This window comes from Algoriphagus mannitolivorans DSM 15301, from assembly GCF_000429425.1.
Taxonomy (GTDB): Bacteria; Bacteroidota; Bacteroidia; order Cytophagales; family Cyclobacteriaceae; genus Algoriphagus; species Algoriphagus mannitolivorans.
Genome location: NZ_AUBV01000001.1, coordinates 465,108 through 482,450, shown reverse-complemented (window position 1 = coordinate 482,450; position 17,343 = coordinate 465,108). Strand labels below are relative to the sequence as shown.

13 protein-coding genes are annotated in these 17,343 nt (G+C 46.3%); 3 read left to right on the top strand and 10 right to left on the bottom strand.

Annotated elements, in window-relative coordinates:
* Positions 1 to 22: 22 nt before the first annotated feature.
* The 5 genes from G458_RS0102240 to G458_RS0102220 all read right to left on the bottom strand — a co-directional run bounded on the left by G458_RS0102240 (position 23) and on the right by G458_RS0102220 (position 4,547).
* Entirely contained in the window at positions 23 to 451 is a 429-nt protein-coding gene (locus tag G458_RS0102240; RefSeq protein ID WP_026950466.1) for a nuclear transport factor 2 family protein, read from the bottom strand.
* Between the two features lie 33 nt (positions 452 to 484).
* Positions 485 to 922, bottom strand: a complete 438-nt coding sequence (locus G458_RS0102235) for a hypothetical protein (protein ID WP_026950465.1) — start codon at positions 920 to 922, stop codon at positions 485 to 487.
* Positions 923 to 1,012: 90 nt separating this feature from the next.
* The gene (locus tag G458_RS0102230) at positions 1,013 to 1,552 is read right to left on the bottom strand and encodes a methylated-DNA--[protein]-cysteine S-methyltransferase (RefSeq protein ID WP_026950464.1); all 540 of its coding nucleotides are present in this window, start codon (positions 1,550 to 1,552) and stop codon (positions 1,013 to 1,015) included.
* Positions 1,553 to 1,615: 63 nt separating this feature from the next.
* Entirely contained in the window at positions 1,616 to 3,070 is a 1,455-nt protein-coding gene (locus G458_RS0102225) for an aldo/keto reductase (protein WP_026950463.1), read from the bottom strand.
* Between the two features lies 1 nt (position 3,071).
* Complete coding sequence (locus G458_RS0102220) at positions 3,072 to 4,547, bottom strand: APC family permease (protein WP_026950462.1); 1,476 nt, start codon at positions 4,545 to 4,547, stop codon at positions 3,072 to 3,074.
* 171 nt (positions 4,548 to 4,718) lie between these two features.
* Between G458_RS0102220 and pta the strand changes: the two genes are divergently transcribed.
* Both pta and G458_RS0102200 read left to right on the top strand, forming a co-directional pair.
* Entirely contained in the window at positions 4,719 to 6,815 is a 2,097-nt protein-coding gene (gene pta, locus G458_RS0102210; protein WP_026950461.1) for a phosphate acetyltransferase, read from the top strand.
* 224 nt (positions 6,816 to 7,039) lie between these two features.
* Positions 7,040 to 8,242, top strand: a complete 1,203-nt coding sequence (locus G458_RS0102200; protein ID WP_026950459.1) for an acetate/propionate family kinase — start codon at positions 7,040 to 7,042, stop codon at positions 8,240 to 8,242.
* 207 nt (positions 8,243 to 8,449) lie between these two features.
* Here the strand turns inward: G458_RS0102200 and G458_RS0102195 are convergent, their stop codons facing one another.
* The 5 genes from G458_RS0102195 to G458_RS0102175 all read right to left on the bottom strand — a co-directional run bounded on the left by G458_RS0102195 (position 8,450) and on the right by G458_RS0102175 (position 15,276).
* Positions 8,450 to 9,316, bottom strand: a complete 867-nt coding sequence (locus tag G458_RS0102195; RefSeq protein ID WP_026950458.1) for a cation diffusion facilitator family transporter — start codon at positions 9,314 to 9,316, stop codon at positions 8,450 to 8,452.
* A 425-nt stretch (positions 9,317 to 9,741) separates the two neighbouring features.
* Positions 9,742 to 11,052 (bottom strand): APC family permease, encoded by a 1,311-nt coding sequence (locus tag G458_RS0102190; RefSeq protein WP_026950457.1) that lies wholly within the window; start codon positions 11,050 to 11,052, stop codon positions 9,742 to 9,744.
* Positions 11,053 to 11,127: 75 nt separating this feature from the next.
* Positions 11,128 to 11,967, bottom strand: coding sequence for a metallophosphoesterase (locus tag G458_RS0102185; protein WP_026950456.1), 840 nt, complete (start codon positions 11,965 to 11,967; stop codon positions 11,128 to 11,130).
* A 21-nt stretch (positions 11,968 to 11,988) separates the two neighbouring features.
* Complete coding sequence (locus G458_RS0102180; RefSeq protein ID WP_026950455.1) at positions 11,989 to 14,562, bottom strand: cation-translocating P-type ATPase; 2,574 nt, start codon at positions 14,560 to 14,562, stop codon at positions 11,989 to 11,991.
* Positions 14,563 to 14,739: 177 nt separating this feature from the next.
* A complete protein-coding gene (locus tag G458_RS0102175; RefSeq protein WP_026950454.1) occupies positions 14,740 to 15,276 on the bottom strand; it encodes a DUF4924 family protein in 537 nt (178 codons plus the stop codon).
* Between the two features lie 243 nt (positions 15,277 to 15,519).
* Between G458_RS0102175 and lepA the strand changes: the two genes are divergently transcribed.
* Positions 15,520 to 17,307, top strand: a complete 1,788-nt coding sequence (gene lepA / locus G458_RS0102170; protein ID WP_026950453.1) for a translation elongation factor 4 — start codon at positions 15,520 to 15,522, stop codon at positions 17,305 to 17,307.
* Positions 17,308 to 17,343 lie beyond the last annotated feature (36 nt).

Sequence of the window (17,343 nt, the reverse complement as noted above, 5' to 3'; positions counted from 1 at the left end):
AAAAAATAGGGATGCCGGATTTTTAAGTCCCGGGTTTTCTAAATGCCTGCCTTGCCAATAGTTTCCAACTTCCATCTTCTTTAATCCACACCATCAGTAGCCCCAAGTCGAGCTTGCTGACATTGGTTGAGTTGGCGATTTCAGCGTGGACATTGTATCGGACCATTGCCAGATTTTCTCCATGAAAATTCATCCAAAAGTCACTGACATCCCAAACCTGGTAATCCTGACTTTTGGTTTCGAAGACTTTTAGAAATTCTTCCTGATTTTCTATCAAACCACTGGAATGACCGTAGCTCAAGTCTTTGGAGGTGAGCGTTCGTAGGGTTTCGTGATCCTCTGAAAGCATGGCTAAGCGAAATTTTTCAGCGGCGGTAAGGACTTCCTCACGGGATTGAGCCCATGTAATTTGGCTCAAAAAAGAAAGGCCGAGCATTAGGAAGATCTTCATGGGTTTGGAGGTTGAATGGGCTAGGGACATTTTTCAGATTTTTGGAGTTTTTGGTCCTGGTTTTTTGACTCCAGCCAAGGATGCTCCGATCCATGCCATTGGGAAATAGGCGCCAAGCAGATCTACTACATTAAACCAAAGTGGAGAGGGAAGGCTCATGACGTTGATTGTTCCACCGATAAAAAACATAAAGCCGATAAACAAAGCGAGATACCATTTGAACTTGACGGCAAGTTTTGCAGTGATAAATGCTCCCACCAAAGTTCCGAGGGCATGAGCCAAAAAAGGGAAGAGGAAGTGCTTGGGCTGCATGAGTGGCATAGCCTCTATCAGGCCTTCCATGGTAGTTAGATTGGCACCTTCAGGAGGAGGAATGATAGATCCGCTGATCATGATCAAGCCCATATTTACGGTTCCTCCGATCAGAAGTCCTACTACGATTGCAATAAAGTTTTTGAGAATTGGGTGCATAAATGATGATGAGGGTTTTCCAAAAGTTAGTAAAAATCAGTTGAAAAGAGTGTCCCTTAAGACTTGAACTCTTCCCATGGCCCATGGGAATTAAAACAAGCTGGTTTGCCCCTTTGGTTGAAATGCTTTGGCTCCCTCGAGTTTGAGAAGCTTTTTCTTGGCATCCAGTCCCCCGGCATAGCCGACCAAGCTGCCATCCGAACCAATGATTCTATGACAGGGGATTAAAATGGATATCGCATTGGCTCCATTGGCGGAGGCTACCGCCCGTATCGCATCTGGATTTCCCAAGTCCTCGGAAAGCTGGAGGTAGCTGCGGGTTTCTCCGAAAGGAATTCTTTGAAGGGCTTCCCAAACGCTTTTTTGAAAATCCGAACCAACGGTCAACAAAGGCAAGGTGAATTCCTTTCTCTTTCCGTCGAAGTATTCCTCCAATTGCTGAATAGTCTGCTCCAATATCCGATGAGTCCCTTCCTCCATTTCTGCTTGAAGGCCTTTTTCCAGCCGGGCATCTACTGCCTGCCTCATTTTCCTAAACTTCCAGTCGCATAGACAAAGCTGGTCTTGGAATGCCCCGAGAACAAGCTCTCCCCATGGACTTTTATAAGACTGAACTAGGATCTTTTGCATAAGGAGGATGGGTTGGATTTCCGGGCCAAACTAGGTCAAATTTGACTCGTTTCAGGGTGAAAGTTAAGATTCTACGACAGCTTCTGCCTCGATTTCTACCAAATATTCTTCCCCGATCAATTCAGCTTTTACCATCGTGTTGGCCGGCTGGATCTCCCCAAACCGCTTTCCATGAGCTCTGGAAATAGGCTCCCATTGATCCACATTCCGGATAAAAATCCGGGTTCGGACCACATCTTCCATTTTCCCTCCCAGAGAAAGAATCGCTCCTTCGATTTTATCCAGAATGTAGTGCGTCTGGGCAGCAGGGTCTTTGCCACCAATGGCTTTTGATCCATGAGTAGCCGTAGTTCCAGAGACCAAAATCCGGTTGCCTTTTCGAACAGCTCTACTAAATCCTGCTATATCTTCCCAGATGGTTCCGCTGAGTGCTTTGGTTCGACCATCGCTTCCAGGACGGGTGGGATAAGGCGCAGGGAAATTTTCCAAATGATGACTCAAATCCCCGGAAGCAGTCAGGAAAGGCGGCTTTCGATATTCATCTCCACAGTCTCCAGGGATTTTCGCCAACATGGACAAGGCAGTTTGAATGGCTGTTTTTTCTTTTTCACTTAAGGAAAAAGAAAAGAGCTGCTGGTTCTCCACCAAGTGCTGGCTTTGTCCCAATCTCGCCCCGATAATCACTCCTCCCACCGCTGGGCGGGTCATGATGTAGTGACTTGCCAAGGTCGAAATACTTACTTCATGGGCCTTTGCTATCGGTTGAAGGACTTTTAGAAGGTTTTGGAAATTTTCCCAACCACCAGCAGTGTCTATGTATCGCTTATACTTCATCTGAGACCAAGTCAGGGATTCATCCAACTTGGGTTCGGGCTTGCCGAGCCACTTTTCTGAAAGAAATCCTCCGGCAATAGTTCCAAAGGCAAGTAGTTTTACCCCATGCTTCTGGCAGAATTCGGTCATCTCCCCAGAAGCTCTTTGATCCAAAAGAGAATAGCAAACCTGATTGGACACCACTTCAATTCCTGAATTCACCACGATATTCAAATGGGCGGTGTCAAAATTTGTCAAACCCAAATGCCTGATCAGACCTTCCTCCTTCAGCTCTTGAAGCCAAAAAAGAGCGTCTAACCAACTAGGGTGAGAATATTGCCAAGCATGAAACTGCATCAGGTCGATCCGCTCAGTTTGCATTCGGTGAAGGGCAGTTTGGACTGCCTCACGGACTTGTTCCTTGGTCAAATTTCCCGGAGAAGGCACCCATTTGGTGAAATGCTGGGCTGTATTTTCCCCATAGGTTTTTCTATAAACTCCGGAGATCTCCTCCGCAGATCCATAATGATCAGCCATGTCAAAAGTATGAAAACCGGCATCCACATAGGATTTCATGGCCTGTGCAAGGGGTATGGGGTCTAATTTTTTGCCATCCCGCTCCATGTCGGCAATCTGCCAAAGTCCGATAAGGGCACGGGAAATATGAAGTCCTGGAGCAAGTTCTATGGTTCGGTTAATCGACATTTTATTCAGAGGGTAATTGAGAAAATTGATTTTTTAACTCGGGATTGCCTGCAATTTTGGTTTTCCAACGGATAAGAAAATAGATAGAGGCAAGTCCCATCACCAGCAGCCAAATCCAAGTGGAATGAAAATACCAATTCGATAATTGACTTTGAAGGTCTTTTAGGATATGAATAACTAGGAAGCCGCCCAGAAAAATCACCCCTCCCAAGCCGACCAGCACTTGGAGCAGACGACTTTTGAAAACAATGATTCTGGTGTAAAGCTGAGGATTTACCTTTGGGAAAAGCAACAAGGAAAGGCACATCAGCAGGAAGTTTACCAGCATGGATGTCACCATGATATCGATGCCCAAAAAGAAATCTCCGGCAAAATGACTTCCCAAAATCCCCAAGGTGGAGACCACTCCACTCAATACAATGGCAAAGTGGGGACTGTGAAATTTAGGATGTACTGCAGCTAATTTGGAAGGGAAAATGCCGTCCTCTGCCCAGGAAAATACCAGTCGGGAAACTGAAAGAATCATAGCAGGAAGGTCATTCAACAAGGCTATTGCGGCTCCCAAAAGAATCAAAACGCCAAGACTTGAGGGCAAAACATAGCTCAGAAGTCCTGCTGCTGTCAAATCTTTTTTCAGTGCCTCCTCGGCCACAAACTGCCAGGGAACGGTATTATAGATCGCATAAGTGAAAGCGAAGTAGAAGAGACCTACGCCAAAAATGGCCAAGCCGATAGCCCGGGGAAGATTTTTCTCAGGATTCTTGGCCTCTCCTCCTGCTTGGGCAATCGCATCAAAGCCGATAAAACTGGAAAACAACAATGCCGCGGCAGAGAGAAAAGTTTTCCAGTCCAAAGCTCCGGAATAGAGCTCAAGGGTCCTGTTTTCCTTAGCCTGTAAGGCCAGCATAAAATCGCTCTGATCGTAAACCAGTCCACAAACAATCACAATTGCCCCCAAGCCAAACATGAGTAGCATCAGGGGAATCAGGGTCTTCTCATAAAAGGAAACTCCCAGAATATTGATCCCTACAAAGGCCCAAAGCAAGGTAAGTGAGAGCAAAACCCGCACACTTCCGATTTCCAAAACCTCTGCAATTCCCGTCCATTGGAGAGCCTGGGCCACATCCCGAAAAAAGGGAACCACCACGTAAGCAATTACCCCGATTACGATGGAAAGCCCAAACCACTGGGAAAAGCTGGCAGCAAACCCGAAATAAGGATGGATCGCCCTGCTGGCATAGAGGTAAGATCCCCCGGCCCGGGGCATGGCGGAAGCCAAAATGGTGTAGGCTAGAGCCGCGAAAACTGCCGGAATGGCCGCAAAAAGAAAGGCAGGAAGCACATAGGGACCAATTCCGGGAACATTTCTTTGGATCATAAAGGGCACCACGTAGATCGAAGCTCCGATCATGGAGCATATTCCGGTGGCAGCCAATCCTACTAAACCAAGCTGTCGGGTGAGGGAGGTGTTATTCATTTGTTCCTAAAAATGTAAAGAAGCGATTTTCCCTGCAAGAGGCCTTTGTGTTTTCCTTCAATTTGAGATTTTAACGGATATCTTTTAGGTTGAAAACTGATTTTGATCAGTCTTTTCCGATTTTTAATTCTCCTATTTTGCTCTAGCAAAAAACAAAAACTGGCTTTTTACATGACCAATGCCATCTATCTGACTACCACGGAGTCTTTTTCAGGAAAATCAATCTATGCCTTAGGCTTGATGAATTTTCTGGCTTCGAAAACTGAAAAATTAACCTACTTCAAGCCCATTATCGCCGATGGGAAAAAAGAAAAGGACCGCAGGTTGGAGCTGATCGGGAAGCATTTTAACCTCGATCAAAAGTATGAGGACATGTTTTCTTTCACCCGAAAGCGAGCCCTCAAGGAAATCAACCGACGCAATGAAGCTTACCTGATTGATACCATTATTGAAAAATTCAAATTCCTGCAGGAGAATTCGGACTTTGTGGTGGTCGAGGGGACGGATTTCACACAAATGAACACCAATGTGGAATTTGACGGAAATATTACCATTGCCAAAAACCTTGGAATTCCAGCGGCCATCATTCTGAGCTGTGCAGGGCGATCAACTTCCGATATTATGGATTTGGCGGTTGCTACAGTCAATGGTTTCTTGGTGAAAGGTGTTCAGGTACTGACGGTAGTAGCCAATAAAGTGGATAAGGAAAAGCTGGAAGACGTGCATCGCAGGTTGACTCTTTTGCTCCCCAAGGAGATTTTGGTGACTGTGATTCCTACGCATGAAGAACTCAGCAATCCGACCATCGGGGAAATCCAGGAATCTCTGGGAGCCAAATTGCTTTTTGGAGGCAATCTCTTGGTCAATCGGGTGGATCATTCCATAGTTGGGGCGATGCAATTGCATAATTTTCTGGATCGCCTTTCCAACAATACTCTGGTGGTGACTCCCGGTGATCGGGGGGATATCCTTATTGGCTCGCTTCAGGCCAATGTGTCGAGGAATTTTGGAAAAGTTTCAGGTATTATCCTGACCGGAGGGATGCATCCGGAGCCATCCATTCTCAAGCTGGTGGAGGGCTTGGAGACCATCGTTCCCATTCTTCAAGTGGACGAGGGGACTTTTATGGTAGTGACCAAAGTGAATCAGATCCGGGCCAGAATTTCCTCGGCAGACAAGGATAAAATTGCCCTAGCTATCAAACTGTTTGAAGATCATGTGGATGAGGACGCCCTTTCGGAACTCATTGTGAATTTCAGTTCCAATTCCATGACTCCCCGGATGTTTCAATACCAGATTGTCAAGCGGGCAAAAAGCCAGAAAAAGCACATCGTATTGCCAGAAGGCAAGGATGAGCGGATTTTGATGGCTGCAGATATGCTGATTCGACAAAATGTCGTCAATTTGACCCTGTTGGGAGATCGGGAAGAAATAGAAGTTGCGATCAAAAAACTCAACCTTTCCCTGACGCTCGATCAGATTCAAATCGAAAACCCAGCCAATTCTCCAAAGCTGGAATCCTATGCCATGGCACTTCATGAGCTTCGCAAAAGCAAGGGGCTGACCTTGGCAATGGCCCGGGATCTGATGCAGGACGTGTCCTACTTTGGAACCATGATGGTTTATTTGGGAGAGGCAGACGGAATGGTTTCAGGAGCAGTTCATACGACCCAACACACCATTCGTCCAGCCCTGCAATTTGTCAAAACCAAACCCGGTGTCAATACGGTTTCCTCTGTGTTTTTCATGTGCTTGCCTAATCGGGTCTCAGTCTTCGGAGATTGCGCGGTAGTTCCAAATCCCAGTTCGGAGCAACTCGCAGACATAGCCATTTCTGCAGCGGCGTCAGCACAGATGTTTGGCATTGATCCCAAAATCGCCATGCTTTCCTATTCCTCGGGTACCTCTGGAGAAGGCGAGGATGTGGAAAAAGTCCGCAGGGCTACTGAACTGGTCAAAACCAAAAGGCCGGATCTAAAAGTGGAGGGCCCGATTCAGTACGATGCTGCAGTAGATCCCATTGTAGGAAAGCAAAAACTCCCTAACTCGGAAGTTGCCGGACAAGCCAGCGTGTTGATTTTTCCGGATTTAAATACCGGGAACAATACCTACAAGGCGGTTCAGCGGGAGACCGGAGCCATTGCCATCGGGCCAATGCTTCAGGGTCTCAATAAGCCGGTCAATGACCTGAGCCGGGGCTGCACCGTCATTGACGTGTTCAATACCGTGGTGATAACGGCGATCCAAGCGCAGGAAACCTCAAATTGATTTTGAACTTATAGTTTCGAATCTTCGATGTTCATTAGTTTAAAAAATTTCGAATGTCGAACACCGAATGATGAATGAAGAAGAAACCCACAACCGACAACCGACAATCCACAACCCACAACCGACAAAGACAACCGACTTCGATTTCGAGACTTTCGTCTCTCAAGTGCTCAGTCTGACAAATTACTTCCGTCTTCCCTCTCCCGTCTTCAAACTCAATCCCCATGAACATCTTCGTCATCAACTCAGGCAGTAGCTCCATCAAATACCAACTTATTTCCATGCCAGAAGCTAAAGTGATTTGTTCGGGCATAGTAGATCGAATTGGTCAGCAAAGAGCAAGGGTGGATTACAAGGCTTTTCTTTCCTCCGGAGAAATCAAGGAATCCAGGGAAATGCCGGTTCCGGATCATGCTACCGGGCTAAAGGCAGTCGCTCAACTTCTTACCGATCCCGAAATTGGGGTGATCTCCAATCCCGATCAGGTGGAGATTGTGGGGCACCGAGTGGTCCATGGAGGAGAGAAATTTTCCACGACCCAGTTGATCACGGAGGAGGTGAAAGAGAAAATCAAGGAACTGTTTCCCCTAGCTCCCCTGCACAACCCTGCCAATTTCTTGGGAATCGAGGTAGCTGAGCAGATTTTTACCCAAGCCAAGCAAGTGGCGGTTTTTGATACGGCTTTTCATCAGACCATGCCTGGAGTGGCCTATCGAATGGCCATTCCCCATCAATTGTATGAAGAGCATGGGATCAGGGCTTATGGATTTCATGGAACCAGCCATAAATATGTTTCCGAACAAGCAGTGGCCTATTTGGGAAAGCCGAATTCAAAAATCATCACCATTCACTTGGGCAATGGCTGCAGTATGACGGTGATTCAGGATGGAAAATGCGTGGATACCAGCATGGGCTTAGGGCCGATGAATGGTTTGATCATGGGAACCCGAGCAGGAGATATCGACCAGTCGGTTATTTTTCATTTGGTGAAGGAGCTGGGATATTCCCTTGAGGAAGTCAATATTCTCTTAAATAAAAAGAGCGGAATGCTTGGCCTCACGGGATTCAGTGATATGCGAGATATTCGTGGACTTCTGGATAAGGGAGATTCCAATGCCAAATTGGCCTATGAACTCTATGCCTATAGAATCAAAAAATACATTGGTTCCTTCGCGGCAGTAATGAACGGCTTGGAAGCAATTGTATTTACCGGTGGAGTAGGGGAGAATGATGCCCTGACCCGAAGCTTGGTCTGTAAGCAAATGGACTTTCTGGGCCTAGAACTGGATCAAAAGGTCAATGAAACCCGTGGTTCCGGAATAAGGGAAATCCAGTCTGCTAATTCAAAAGTCAAGATTCTGATTATCCCAACCAATGAGGAATTGGAGATTGCCAGGCAGAGTTTTGAGGTGGTGGGAATGGTTTGAGGATGGGGTCTAAGCCAGTCCAAGGCTTATTCAATTTCAAAACTTGTTCTGACTAGAGAATCCAAATTGCAAATTTGTATTTATAGAAAGGGGTAGTTACAAACTACACCTAGTCCTAATCATATTCCTTTTGCTCCCAGTGGGGGTGTTTTTAAATTAGTTAAGTTTTAGATCTTGCAGGACTTGGGTTTTCAGAATTGCTTCTCTTTAGCTCGGCTCAATATGAATCAGCACATGTCCTAACTGGGGAATTTCTTTTCGAAGGGTGTCTTTGAGTTGGTGGGCGATGTTATGGCCTTCGCGTACGCTGAGGTTTCCGTCCACATGGGCATGGAGGTCCACATGGTATTTCATGCCTGCTTTTCGGATAAAACACTTCTCGGTATCCTGTACCCCTGAGACGGTCAGAGCCACTTTGCGGATTTCTCCTTCAAGTTCCTCGTGGTTATTCTCGTCCATCATTTCTCCCAAGGCAGGTCTAAAAATCCCATAGCAGTTGTACAGAATAAATCCACATGCCAGCAAGGCGGCATAGTCGTCCGCCACTTCAAATCCTGGCCCTCCATAGAGCGCAATGGAAATCCCGATAAATGCTGCCACGGAAGTGATCGCATCGGAGCGGTGATGCCAAGCCTCGGCTTTTAGAGCAGAGCTTCCCAGAGTTTTGCTTCTCTTCAGGACGACCTGATAGGATATTTCTTTCCATATGATAATTCCGGCTAAGACAAACAGGGTCCAGGTTTTGGGTAATTCATGAGGAGTTTGGATGTTTTCGATCGCTTGTCGGGCAATGGTGACAGCCGAGAAGATCAAAAATCCCACGACCATAAACGTGAGCAAGGGCTCGATCTTTCCGTGCCCATAGGGATGGTTTTCATCCGCGGGCCGGTTGGCATACCGCATGCCCAAGAGGACCAAAAGGGAAGAAAAAACGTCCACGGTCGATTCAATGGCATCCGCGATCAAGGCATAGGAATGCCCAAAGATCCCCGCCAAAAACTTGATAATTGCCAGAAATACATTTCCCAGTAAACTAAAAATGACTGTCCTAAAGGCGAGCTTTGAATTAGGCATACGGTAAAAATAGGAAATCTGAGTAAGGAGTTACGATTTACGAATTACGAGCGGCTGAGGTACTTCAGAGGCTATTTTAAATGGGAAGGCTTATTGATTGGAAATGTGGTGGTAGTTAAAGGCATTAGAAAATTACGAGTTACGATTTACGAGGGGCTGGGGAATCTCAGGAGCTATTTTCAAAAGGATCCTTTTTTAAATAGAGGTTTTGGGGTAATTGTTAGGGGTCAAAAGCTGAGGCTTATAGTTTAAAAATATCGAATGTCGAATGTCGAATGTCGAATATCCAATATCCAACATCGAATAACTATTAACCATTAACCAATAACCAGTTCCGAATAACGAATGTTGAACATCGATTAACCAATAACCAATATCGAATTTTCAGATTTCTGACTTCAGCCTTCTAACTTTGATTTCTGACTTCAGCCTTCTACCTTCCCATTTTTCCCTACCCAATACAACCCAGTACCGATTCCCACCAAAATAGCGGTTAGCCAAATGGAAGTCCAACTCACCTGAAGCATCAACCACAAGCAGGCTAAAATTCCCAAGACAGGTATCAAGTATCCGCCTTTGAGGATGAATCTTCCGGCACTTTGGTATTTGGGGCGGAGTTTGGGAATAGCTGCGCAAGTCATGATAAACAAAAGCAAACGGGACAAAACCGTCATGGCTGCCAAAAACCGAAAGGAGCCCATAGCGCCCAAAAGCAAGGCGGCCAGGCCGAAAAAGATCACCGAGTTCGCCGGAGTCAGGAATTTGGGATGCACTTCTCCGAACCATTTAGGAAGGGATTTTTCTAGGGAAAGGGCATAAGTAATTCTAGTGGCAGAAAACATGGAACTGACCAAATTGGCCAAAACGGATGTGGCTACTCCAACCATCAAAATCACAGCACCTGTTTGCCCGAATAAGTTGGAGGAGGCATCCAAGAGAGGTGCTGTTGAGTCAGCAAGGTTTGGCACGGCAGCCTGAGCGACCATTTGCACTAAAATATAAATCAAGGCTACGACCCCCAGTCCCAATAAGAGTCCCAAAGGCATGTCCCTTTCTGGTCTTTTGGCTTCCCCCGCCGGGACCACTGCCCCTTCAAAACCCACAAAGGCATAAATCAGCAGCAGGGCTGCTTTTCCAAAATCAGATCCTGAGGGCGCCCCAGTCTCGAAATTGGGGAGCACTTCCATCCCCAACATGGAAAATCCCCCGATGACCAAGCCGATCAGTACTCCAAACTTGATGATGGTAAACAGGGTCATCGAGCGGATGGATTCCACCGATCCGAGGACATTGATCACCGAAAGGAAAACAATGGTCAAAGCCAAAGAAATCAATCGCCCGGTGCCTGAATCAGCCATCGGGAAAAAATAGGCAATGCTATCGGTCAATAGCACCGTGTTGGCGGAAAAGGAAATCAGTCGGGCCAGGTAATACAGCCAACCGCCCTGAAAACCGATAAAGGAACCAAAGGCTTCTTTTCCATAGCGGATCGGTCCCCCGGTGCCCCGGAAATAACTCCCGACTTCCGCAAAGGACAGGATCACCGGAAGCATCAGCAGGGCACAGAAGATGTACACTAAAACACTGTATTCACCCGCCAAGGCGTAGGCCCCGCTGGGAAGTCCAAAAATCCCCGCACCGATCAAACCATTCACCACCAGCATCCATACTCCCCATAGGCCAAGGTTTCTGGGTAATTTTTCTGTTTTTTCTTCCGAATTGCCGGTTGAGGTCATAGGGTGAGGTTTTACTGGATTGGAGTTTGGGGGAAGATAGTTAGAAAGTGTAAAGAAGAAAATGGAAATCTGGTGTCAGGCTTGGGTAAGGGTAAACAAGGTGATTTCCGGTCTCACATTGAATCGGATAGGAATCAGATGGCCCAAAGCCCGATTGATGTAAAGGGTTCGACCTTGGTCCAGTTCAATTTTTCCCTGATCATATTTCCTGTTTTTCACCGGGAGAATCGGGGCAGGTAAAAAAGGAGGGCGAACCTGCCCCCCATGGGTATGGCCTGCCAGAATCCAACCCGAAAAGCCATTCCAAACAGGCAAATCGCAGGCATCAGGGTTATGGCAAAGCACCAAATTCGCCTGATTGGGATCCAAAGTGGACATTACCTTTTCAGGATGAAAATTAATCCCCCATAAGTCCTCAAATCCATAAATCACCAAGCCCTCGGCTTCAGCTTTTTGGTCACGAAGAACTTTGATTCCGGATTTTTCCAGGATTTCAGTAGTGGTATCTGCCACCCCTGGCATAGACCAGCCATGGCCATAATCGTGGTTACCTAAAACCCCAAAGGTTCCCAGCTTTCCAAGCACTGCGGATTTCATCACTTTTGACAATTGGGAATACTGTTCCGCATCTTCGTAGTGGGTGTAATCTCCCGTGTACATCACAAAATCCGGCTGGAAGGCTTTTGCCTTTTCGAAGGATTCTGTCAGGTATTCATGCCGAAAGCGATTTCCCACATGGATGTCACTGATTTGCATGAGGGTTTTGCCGATCAGCTCTTGGGGAAGGTTTTTGACAGGCATCTCCAAGCGCACAAATTCCAGCCAATAGGGCTCCAGTTGCCAGGAATACAAGCCCCCGATTCCTAGGCTCGTGCCGATTCCAAGTCCTGCTTTCAAAAAGGTTCTTCGTTTCATGGAGTAAAGTCTTTCTTTTCCTTAGTGTTTGGTGAATTTTTCACGGACGATTTTCTCAATTTCTACTGCATGGAAAACAATCAAAGCCATACCCACTGAAAAAAGAAGTTCGGTGAGTGTCAAAGCCTGAGTATGAAAAACCCGGTTGAAAAAAGGAAGGTAGATTACGAGCAATTGAAGGATGGTAGTAGAGAAAACCGCCAGCAATAAGGCGCGATTAGTAAATAATCCCTGGCGGAAAAGGAGGGTCCGGCTGCTACGAATCGCCATCACATGCCCCAATTGAGAGAAGGACAAAACTGAGAATACGACGGTCTGCCAATGCCATCCCTGCCTGATTGACCAATACTGGGAGAAAAGGGTGACTGCAGCCATTAGGATTCCCACCCAAATGATGTGAATTCCTACGCCTTCAGCAAAGAGACTTTGCTTGGGAGGTCTCGGACTTCTTTTCATGATGTCTTTTTCCGATCGTTCGCCTGCCAGGGCCAAGGCGGGAAGCCCATCCGTGACCAGATTGATCCACAGAATATGAATGGGGAGAAGGGGATTCGGAAACCCTAAAATCGGGGCCAGACCTATGGTCCAGATTTCCGCTCCGTTGCAGGTCATGATGTACTTGATAAACTTGACGATGTTGTCATAAATTCTCCGGCCTTCCTTGACTGCTTTGACAATGGTGGAGAAATTATCGTCCAGCAAAATCATGTCTGCCGCTTCCTTGCTGACATCTGTCCCGGCAATTCCCATGGCCACGCCGATGTTGGAGGATTTTAGGGAAGGAGCATCGTTGACCCCGTCTCCTGTCATGGAGACGAAGTGTCCTTTTTTGCGGAGAGCCTGGACGATTTTCAGTTTTTGTTCGGGAGCTACGCGGGCATAGACGGTGACTTTTTCCACCTTTTCCTCAAACTCCTCCTGAGAAATGGACGCCAACTCCAGACCTGTAAAAGTATAGTCTCCCTGCTTCCAAATCCCCACTTCCTTGGCGATGGCTCTTGCAGTCTCCGGATGATCACCGGTGATCATGACGACTCTGATTCCTGCTGTATGACATTCTCGAATAGAATCCTGCACGCCTTCTCTTGGCGGATCTATAAGTCCGATAATCCCCAATAGCTGAAGTTCCGATTCTAAGGACTCCTCCGAATCAGGGGTCTGATTGGATTTTTTCCCAGCAAAAGCCAAAACCCGCTGCCCCAGTGCCGCAAGTTCCACTGATTTTTTCTCCAAATAGTCGGCTTCAGCGGCATCTGAAAGGATTTGGGCGATGGATTCTGAGGCTCCTTTGCATAGAATTAGGTATTCCTCTCCGGAAGCATGAAGGGTAGTCATGCGTTTTCTTTCAGAATCAAAAGGGATTTCTTTTTTTCGGGGGTAGTTTTCGTGAATCTTTTGATAAGCAGACCGATCGTGTTTACTCAAAATCGATTCTACCAAAGCCAATTCAGTGGCTTCTCCTTCCAGCTGGTCTTCAGAATTGAATTGGACATCATGATTCAGAGCCACAGCCAAATCAAAGACGGATATGGGAGAATCTTGGAGAAAAGGTTCTGTTCTTTCCGTTTCAAAGGGTAGCTCCGACACTACCCGCATTTTATTTTGGGTCAAAGTGCCGGTTTTATCGGTACAGATGTAAGTGACAGACCCGAGGCTTTCTACGGCTGGTAGCTTTCGGATGAGTGCTTTTTTCTTGGCCAACCTTGCTGCCCCTAAGGATAGGGCAATGGTAATCAAGGCAGGAAGTGCTTCAGGAATCGCGGCAACTGCCAAGCTGACCGAGAGCAGTAGAACCTGAAAAACTTCTTCACCCCGGGCAATTCCACCCACAAAAAGCAGGAGACAGATCAAAAGAATAATAACACTTATGATTTTGCCAAAACGGAGCATCCGTTGTTGAAGTGGTGTCTTTGGAGCTTCCTCCTGGAGCAGGTTGGCGATTTTTCCGATCTCGGTATTCATCCCCGTAGCTACTGCGATGCCGGATGCCCTTCCGTTGGTCACCAAGGTTCCTTTGAAGGCCATGTTCATTTGGTCTCCCAAGGACAGCTCTGATGCTTCAATTGGCGAGGGGTTTTTGTCAATAGCTACCGATTCTCCCGTCAGTGAGGATTCATCGATTTTCAAGGAATAAGCCTCTACCAGACGCAGATCCGCCGGGACCATTTTTCCTGCTTCCAAAAGAACTAGGTCCCCAGGGACAATTTCCTGAGAGGAGATAGAAATGGATTTTCCATTCCGGATGACCTTGCTCTGAGTTTCTGTGAGCTTTTTGAGGGACTCCATCGCCTTTTCAGCCCGATATTCCTGAATAAATCCCAAAGCGGCATTGAGCAGGATGATCACCAGAATGATGATGGTGTCAGTCAAATCCCCGACGATACCGGAAATGATAGCCGCCGCGGCAAGAATCAGAATCATGAAATCCATGAACTGCCCTAAAAAAAGCGCCCAAGCAGGTTTTTTCTTTTTTTCCTTCAGGGCATTGGGGCCAAATTCTCGGAGTTTTTGGTGTACCAACTCATCCGTCAAACCTTTCGGACTGGATTGGAATTCTTGAAAAATAGATTCTGAAGTAGCTTGGTAAAATAGCATTTAAGTTCCGATTGACTTTACCTAAAAGTACAAATTAGTACGGAACGGAAATAAGGAATCGGTGGAGTTTAAAAAATGAGGCCGGCTCAAAATTACGGTTTGTGACCTTGAGGGTCTGCCTTTAGGCAAGAAGTTGAGGAGTCAGTCTGACAAGAGAAAGCTTTTTAGAAGTCCTCACTAGTTATTGGAGATTATCTCTTTTTGATAAACCAGATTCAATAGGCTCAACACTTCTCCAAATGCTTCTGAGGCTTTTAGCTGCTCCTCACTTACTTTCTTACCAAGCAATCTGCAAAGCAAAAGTCCGTAGATCCCATTCATGCAGATTTGAATTTCAGAGCCTGGATTTTCTCCATTGGCGTTGACGATCGCTTCCAGGATAAAGGGCTTTGCGCGATGAAAAGCCTCAAAATAAATTTTATCCGATTTTAAAAACTGGTAATGGAGTAGGCTGAGTTTTTTGACGATTTGGTTTAATTCCTCCAAATGGCCTTTTTCCAGAACTCCTTCACTTTTCATTTTTTTCAGGAGCCTTTCAAACCAAGCCGTGATTTCTTCTTTTTCTTGATCCGAAACCGGATAATGCGCAACCACATACTGCCGGATTTCATCCATATTTCCCTGAAAGGAGCGGATCAAATCCTCCATTTGGTACATGTAAATGAGATATTCCCCGATGTTTTGGGATTTTTTCTTTTCGGCAACAGATTGCATGGAAATGAGGTTGATGAGGTGGCAAAGGTAATACTAGAAGAAGATATGGCTAAAGCCGAGATAGATTTAAGATAAAAGAAAGATAGGGTATGGTTCAGCTTTCTTGCGAAGCCTATCTTTTCTATCTCGCGCAGCATATCTTACTAAGTTCATCCAAGTTGACATGGATTCTTTACCCTATGTATTTGAAACTCCCTGTCGATCAATACTTCTTTTTTCCTACTTTTGCGCCACGAAGAGCTTATGAAAAACATTAGAAATTTCTGTATCATCGCCCATATCGATCATGGGAAGAGTACATTGGCGGATAGATTGTTGCAGTTTACCAATACGATCTCGGATCGGGAAATGCAGAATCAGGTGTTGGACGATATGGATCTGGAGCGTGAGCGAGGCATTACGATCAAGTCTCATGCGATTCAGATGAAGTATATGTACAAGGGAGAGGAATATACCCTCAACCTGATCGATACTCCGGGACACGTGGATTTTTCCTATGAAGTATCCCGATCCATTGCAGCCTGCGAAGGCGCTTTGTTGATTGTGGACGCTTCCCAGGGCATTGAAGCCCAGACGATTTCCAACTTGTATTTGGCCCTTGGACACGATCTGGAAATCATTCCGGTATTGAATAAAATTGACCTTCCCGGAGCTGATCCTGAAGGCAGAGCGGATGAAGTCATTGACTTGATCGGTTGCGACCGTGAGGATATTATTTTGGCTTCCGGAAAAGAAGGAATCGGTATTGAAGATATTCTAAATGCTGTTATTGAGCGGATTCCGGCTCCAAAAGGCGATCCCGAAGCTCCGCTTCAGGCGATGATTTTTGATTCTCAGTTCAACTCATTCCGAGGCGTGGAAGTAATTTTCCGCGTTTTCAACGGTACCATTAACAAAGGTGATAAGATCAAATTTGTCAATACAGGCAAAGAATACTACGCCGACGAAATCGGTATCTTAGGCATTAATCAAATTCCTCAGCAGACCATGGCAGCCGGAAATGTGGGCTACCTAATCTCCGGAATCAAGGTGGCAAAGGAAGTGAAGGTCGGGGATACGATCACTCACGTCAAGAATCCATGCAAGGATGCCATCAAAGGTTTCGAAAACGTTAAGCCGATGGTTTTCGCGGGGATCTATCCTGTGGATACCACCGAGTTTGAGGAATTGCGGGCTTCCATGGAAAAGCTTCAGCTGAATGATGCTTCCTTGGTTTGGGAGCCTGAGACTTCAGCCGCTTTGGGCTTCGGTTTCCGTTGTGGCTTCTTAGGCATGCTTCACATGGAGATTGTTCAGGAGCGTTTGGAGCGAGAATTTGACATGACGGTGATTACCACTGTGCCATCGGTACAGTTCCGTGCGATCATGACCAATGGTTCGGTCCAGTTGATCAATGCGCCAAGTGATATGCCAGATCCAACTAAAATGGAGTATATCGAGGAGCCTTTTGTCAAAGCTTCCATCATTACAGCCTCTGATTATGTTGGGCCGGTAATCCAGCTTTGTATGGAAAAGCGAGGGCAGATCAAGAATCAGGTTTACCTGACTGCTGACCGCGTCGAACTCCAGTTCGATATGCCATTGGCTGAGATCGTATTTGATTTCTTCGATAAGTTGAAAACCATCTCCAGAGGTTATGCCTCTTTGGATTATGAATTGAAAGGCTTCCAACAATCCCACATGGTCCGCTTGGATATCATGTTGAATGGGGAGCCAGTCGATGCACTTTCTGCAGTAGTTCACCGGGACAAAGCCTACGAATGGGGAAAAAGACTCTGCGAAAAACTGCGCGAGTTGGTGCCAAGACAAATGTTTGAAATTGCCATTCAGGCTGCTATCGGACAGAAGATCATTGCAAGAGAAACCATCAAAGCTTTGAGGAAAAACGTATTGGCGAAGTGTTACGGAGGTGATATTTCCCGAAAGCGAAAACTTCTCGAGAAGCAGAAAAAAGGCAAGAAGCGAATGAGACAAGTCGGCAACGTCGAGGTGCCTCAGGAGGCGTTTATGGCGGTGCTGAAGCTAGATTAGGGGTTTACGAGTTACGAATTACGATTTACGAGCTGA

Coding starts and splice junctions, on each gene's coding strand:
- G458_RS0102235 (WP_026950465.1), bottom strand. CDS start 922: ATGCACCCAATTCTCAAAAACTTTATTGCAATCGTAGTAGGACTTCTG.
- G458_RS0102185 (WP_026950456.1), bottom strand. CDS start 11,967: ATGAAACGAAGAACCTTTTTGAAAGCAGGACTTGGAATCGGCACGAGC.
- G458_RS0102230 (WP_026950464.1), bottom strand. CDS start 1,552: ATGCAAAAGATCCTAGTTCAGTCTTATAAAAGTCCATGGGGAGAGCTT.
- G458_RS0102180 (WP_026950455.1), bottom strand. CDS start 14,562: ATGCTATTTTACCAAGCTACTTCAGAATCTATTTTTCAAGAATTCCAA.
- G458_RS0102195 (WP_026950458.1), bottom strand. CDS start 9,316: ATGCCTAATTCAAAGCTCGCCTTTAGGACAGTCATTTTTAGTTTACTG.
- G458_RS0102225 (WP_026950463.1), bottom strand. CDS start 3,070: ATGTCGATTAACCGAACCATAGAACTTGCTCCAGGACTTCATATTTCC.
- G458_RS0102200 (WP_026950459.1), top strand. CDS start 7,040: ATGAACATCTTCGTCATCAACTCAGGCAGTAGCTCCATCAAATACCAA.
- G458_RS0102190 (WP_026950457.1), bottom strand. CDS start 11,052: ATGACCTCAACCGGCAATTCGGAAGAAAAAACAGAAAAATTACCCAGA.
- lepA (WP_026950453.1), top strand. CDS start 15,520: ATGAAAAACATTAGAAATTTCTGTATCATCGCCCATATCGATCATGGG.
- G458_RS0102220 (WP_026950462.1), bottom strand. CDS start 4,547: ATGAATAACACCTCCCTCACCCGACAGCTTGGTTTAGTAGGATTGGCT.
- pta (WP_026950461.1), top strand. CDS start 4,719: ATGACCAATGCCATCTATCTGACTACCACGGAGTCTTTTTCAGGAAAA.
- G458_RS0102175 (WP_026950454.1), bottom strand. CDS start 15,276: ATGCAATCTGTTGCCGAAAAGAAAAAATCCCAAAACATCGGGGAATAT.
- G458_RS0102240 (WP_026950466.1), bottom strand. CDS start 451: ATGAAGATCTTCCTAATGCTCGGCCTTTCTTTTTTGAGCCAAATTACA.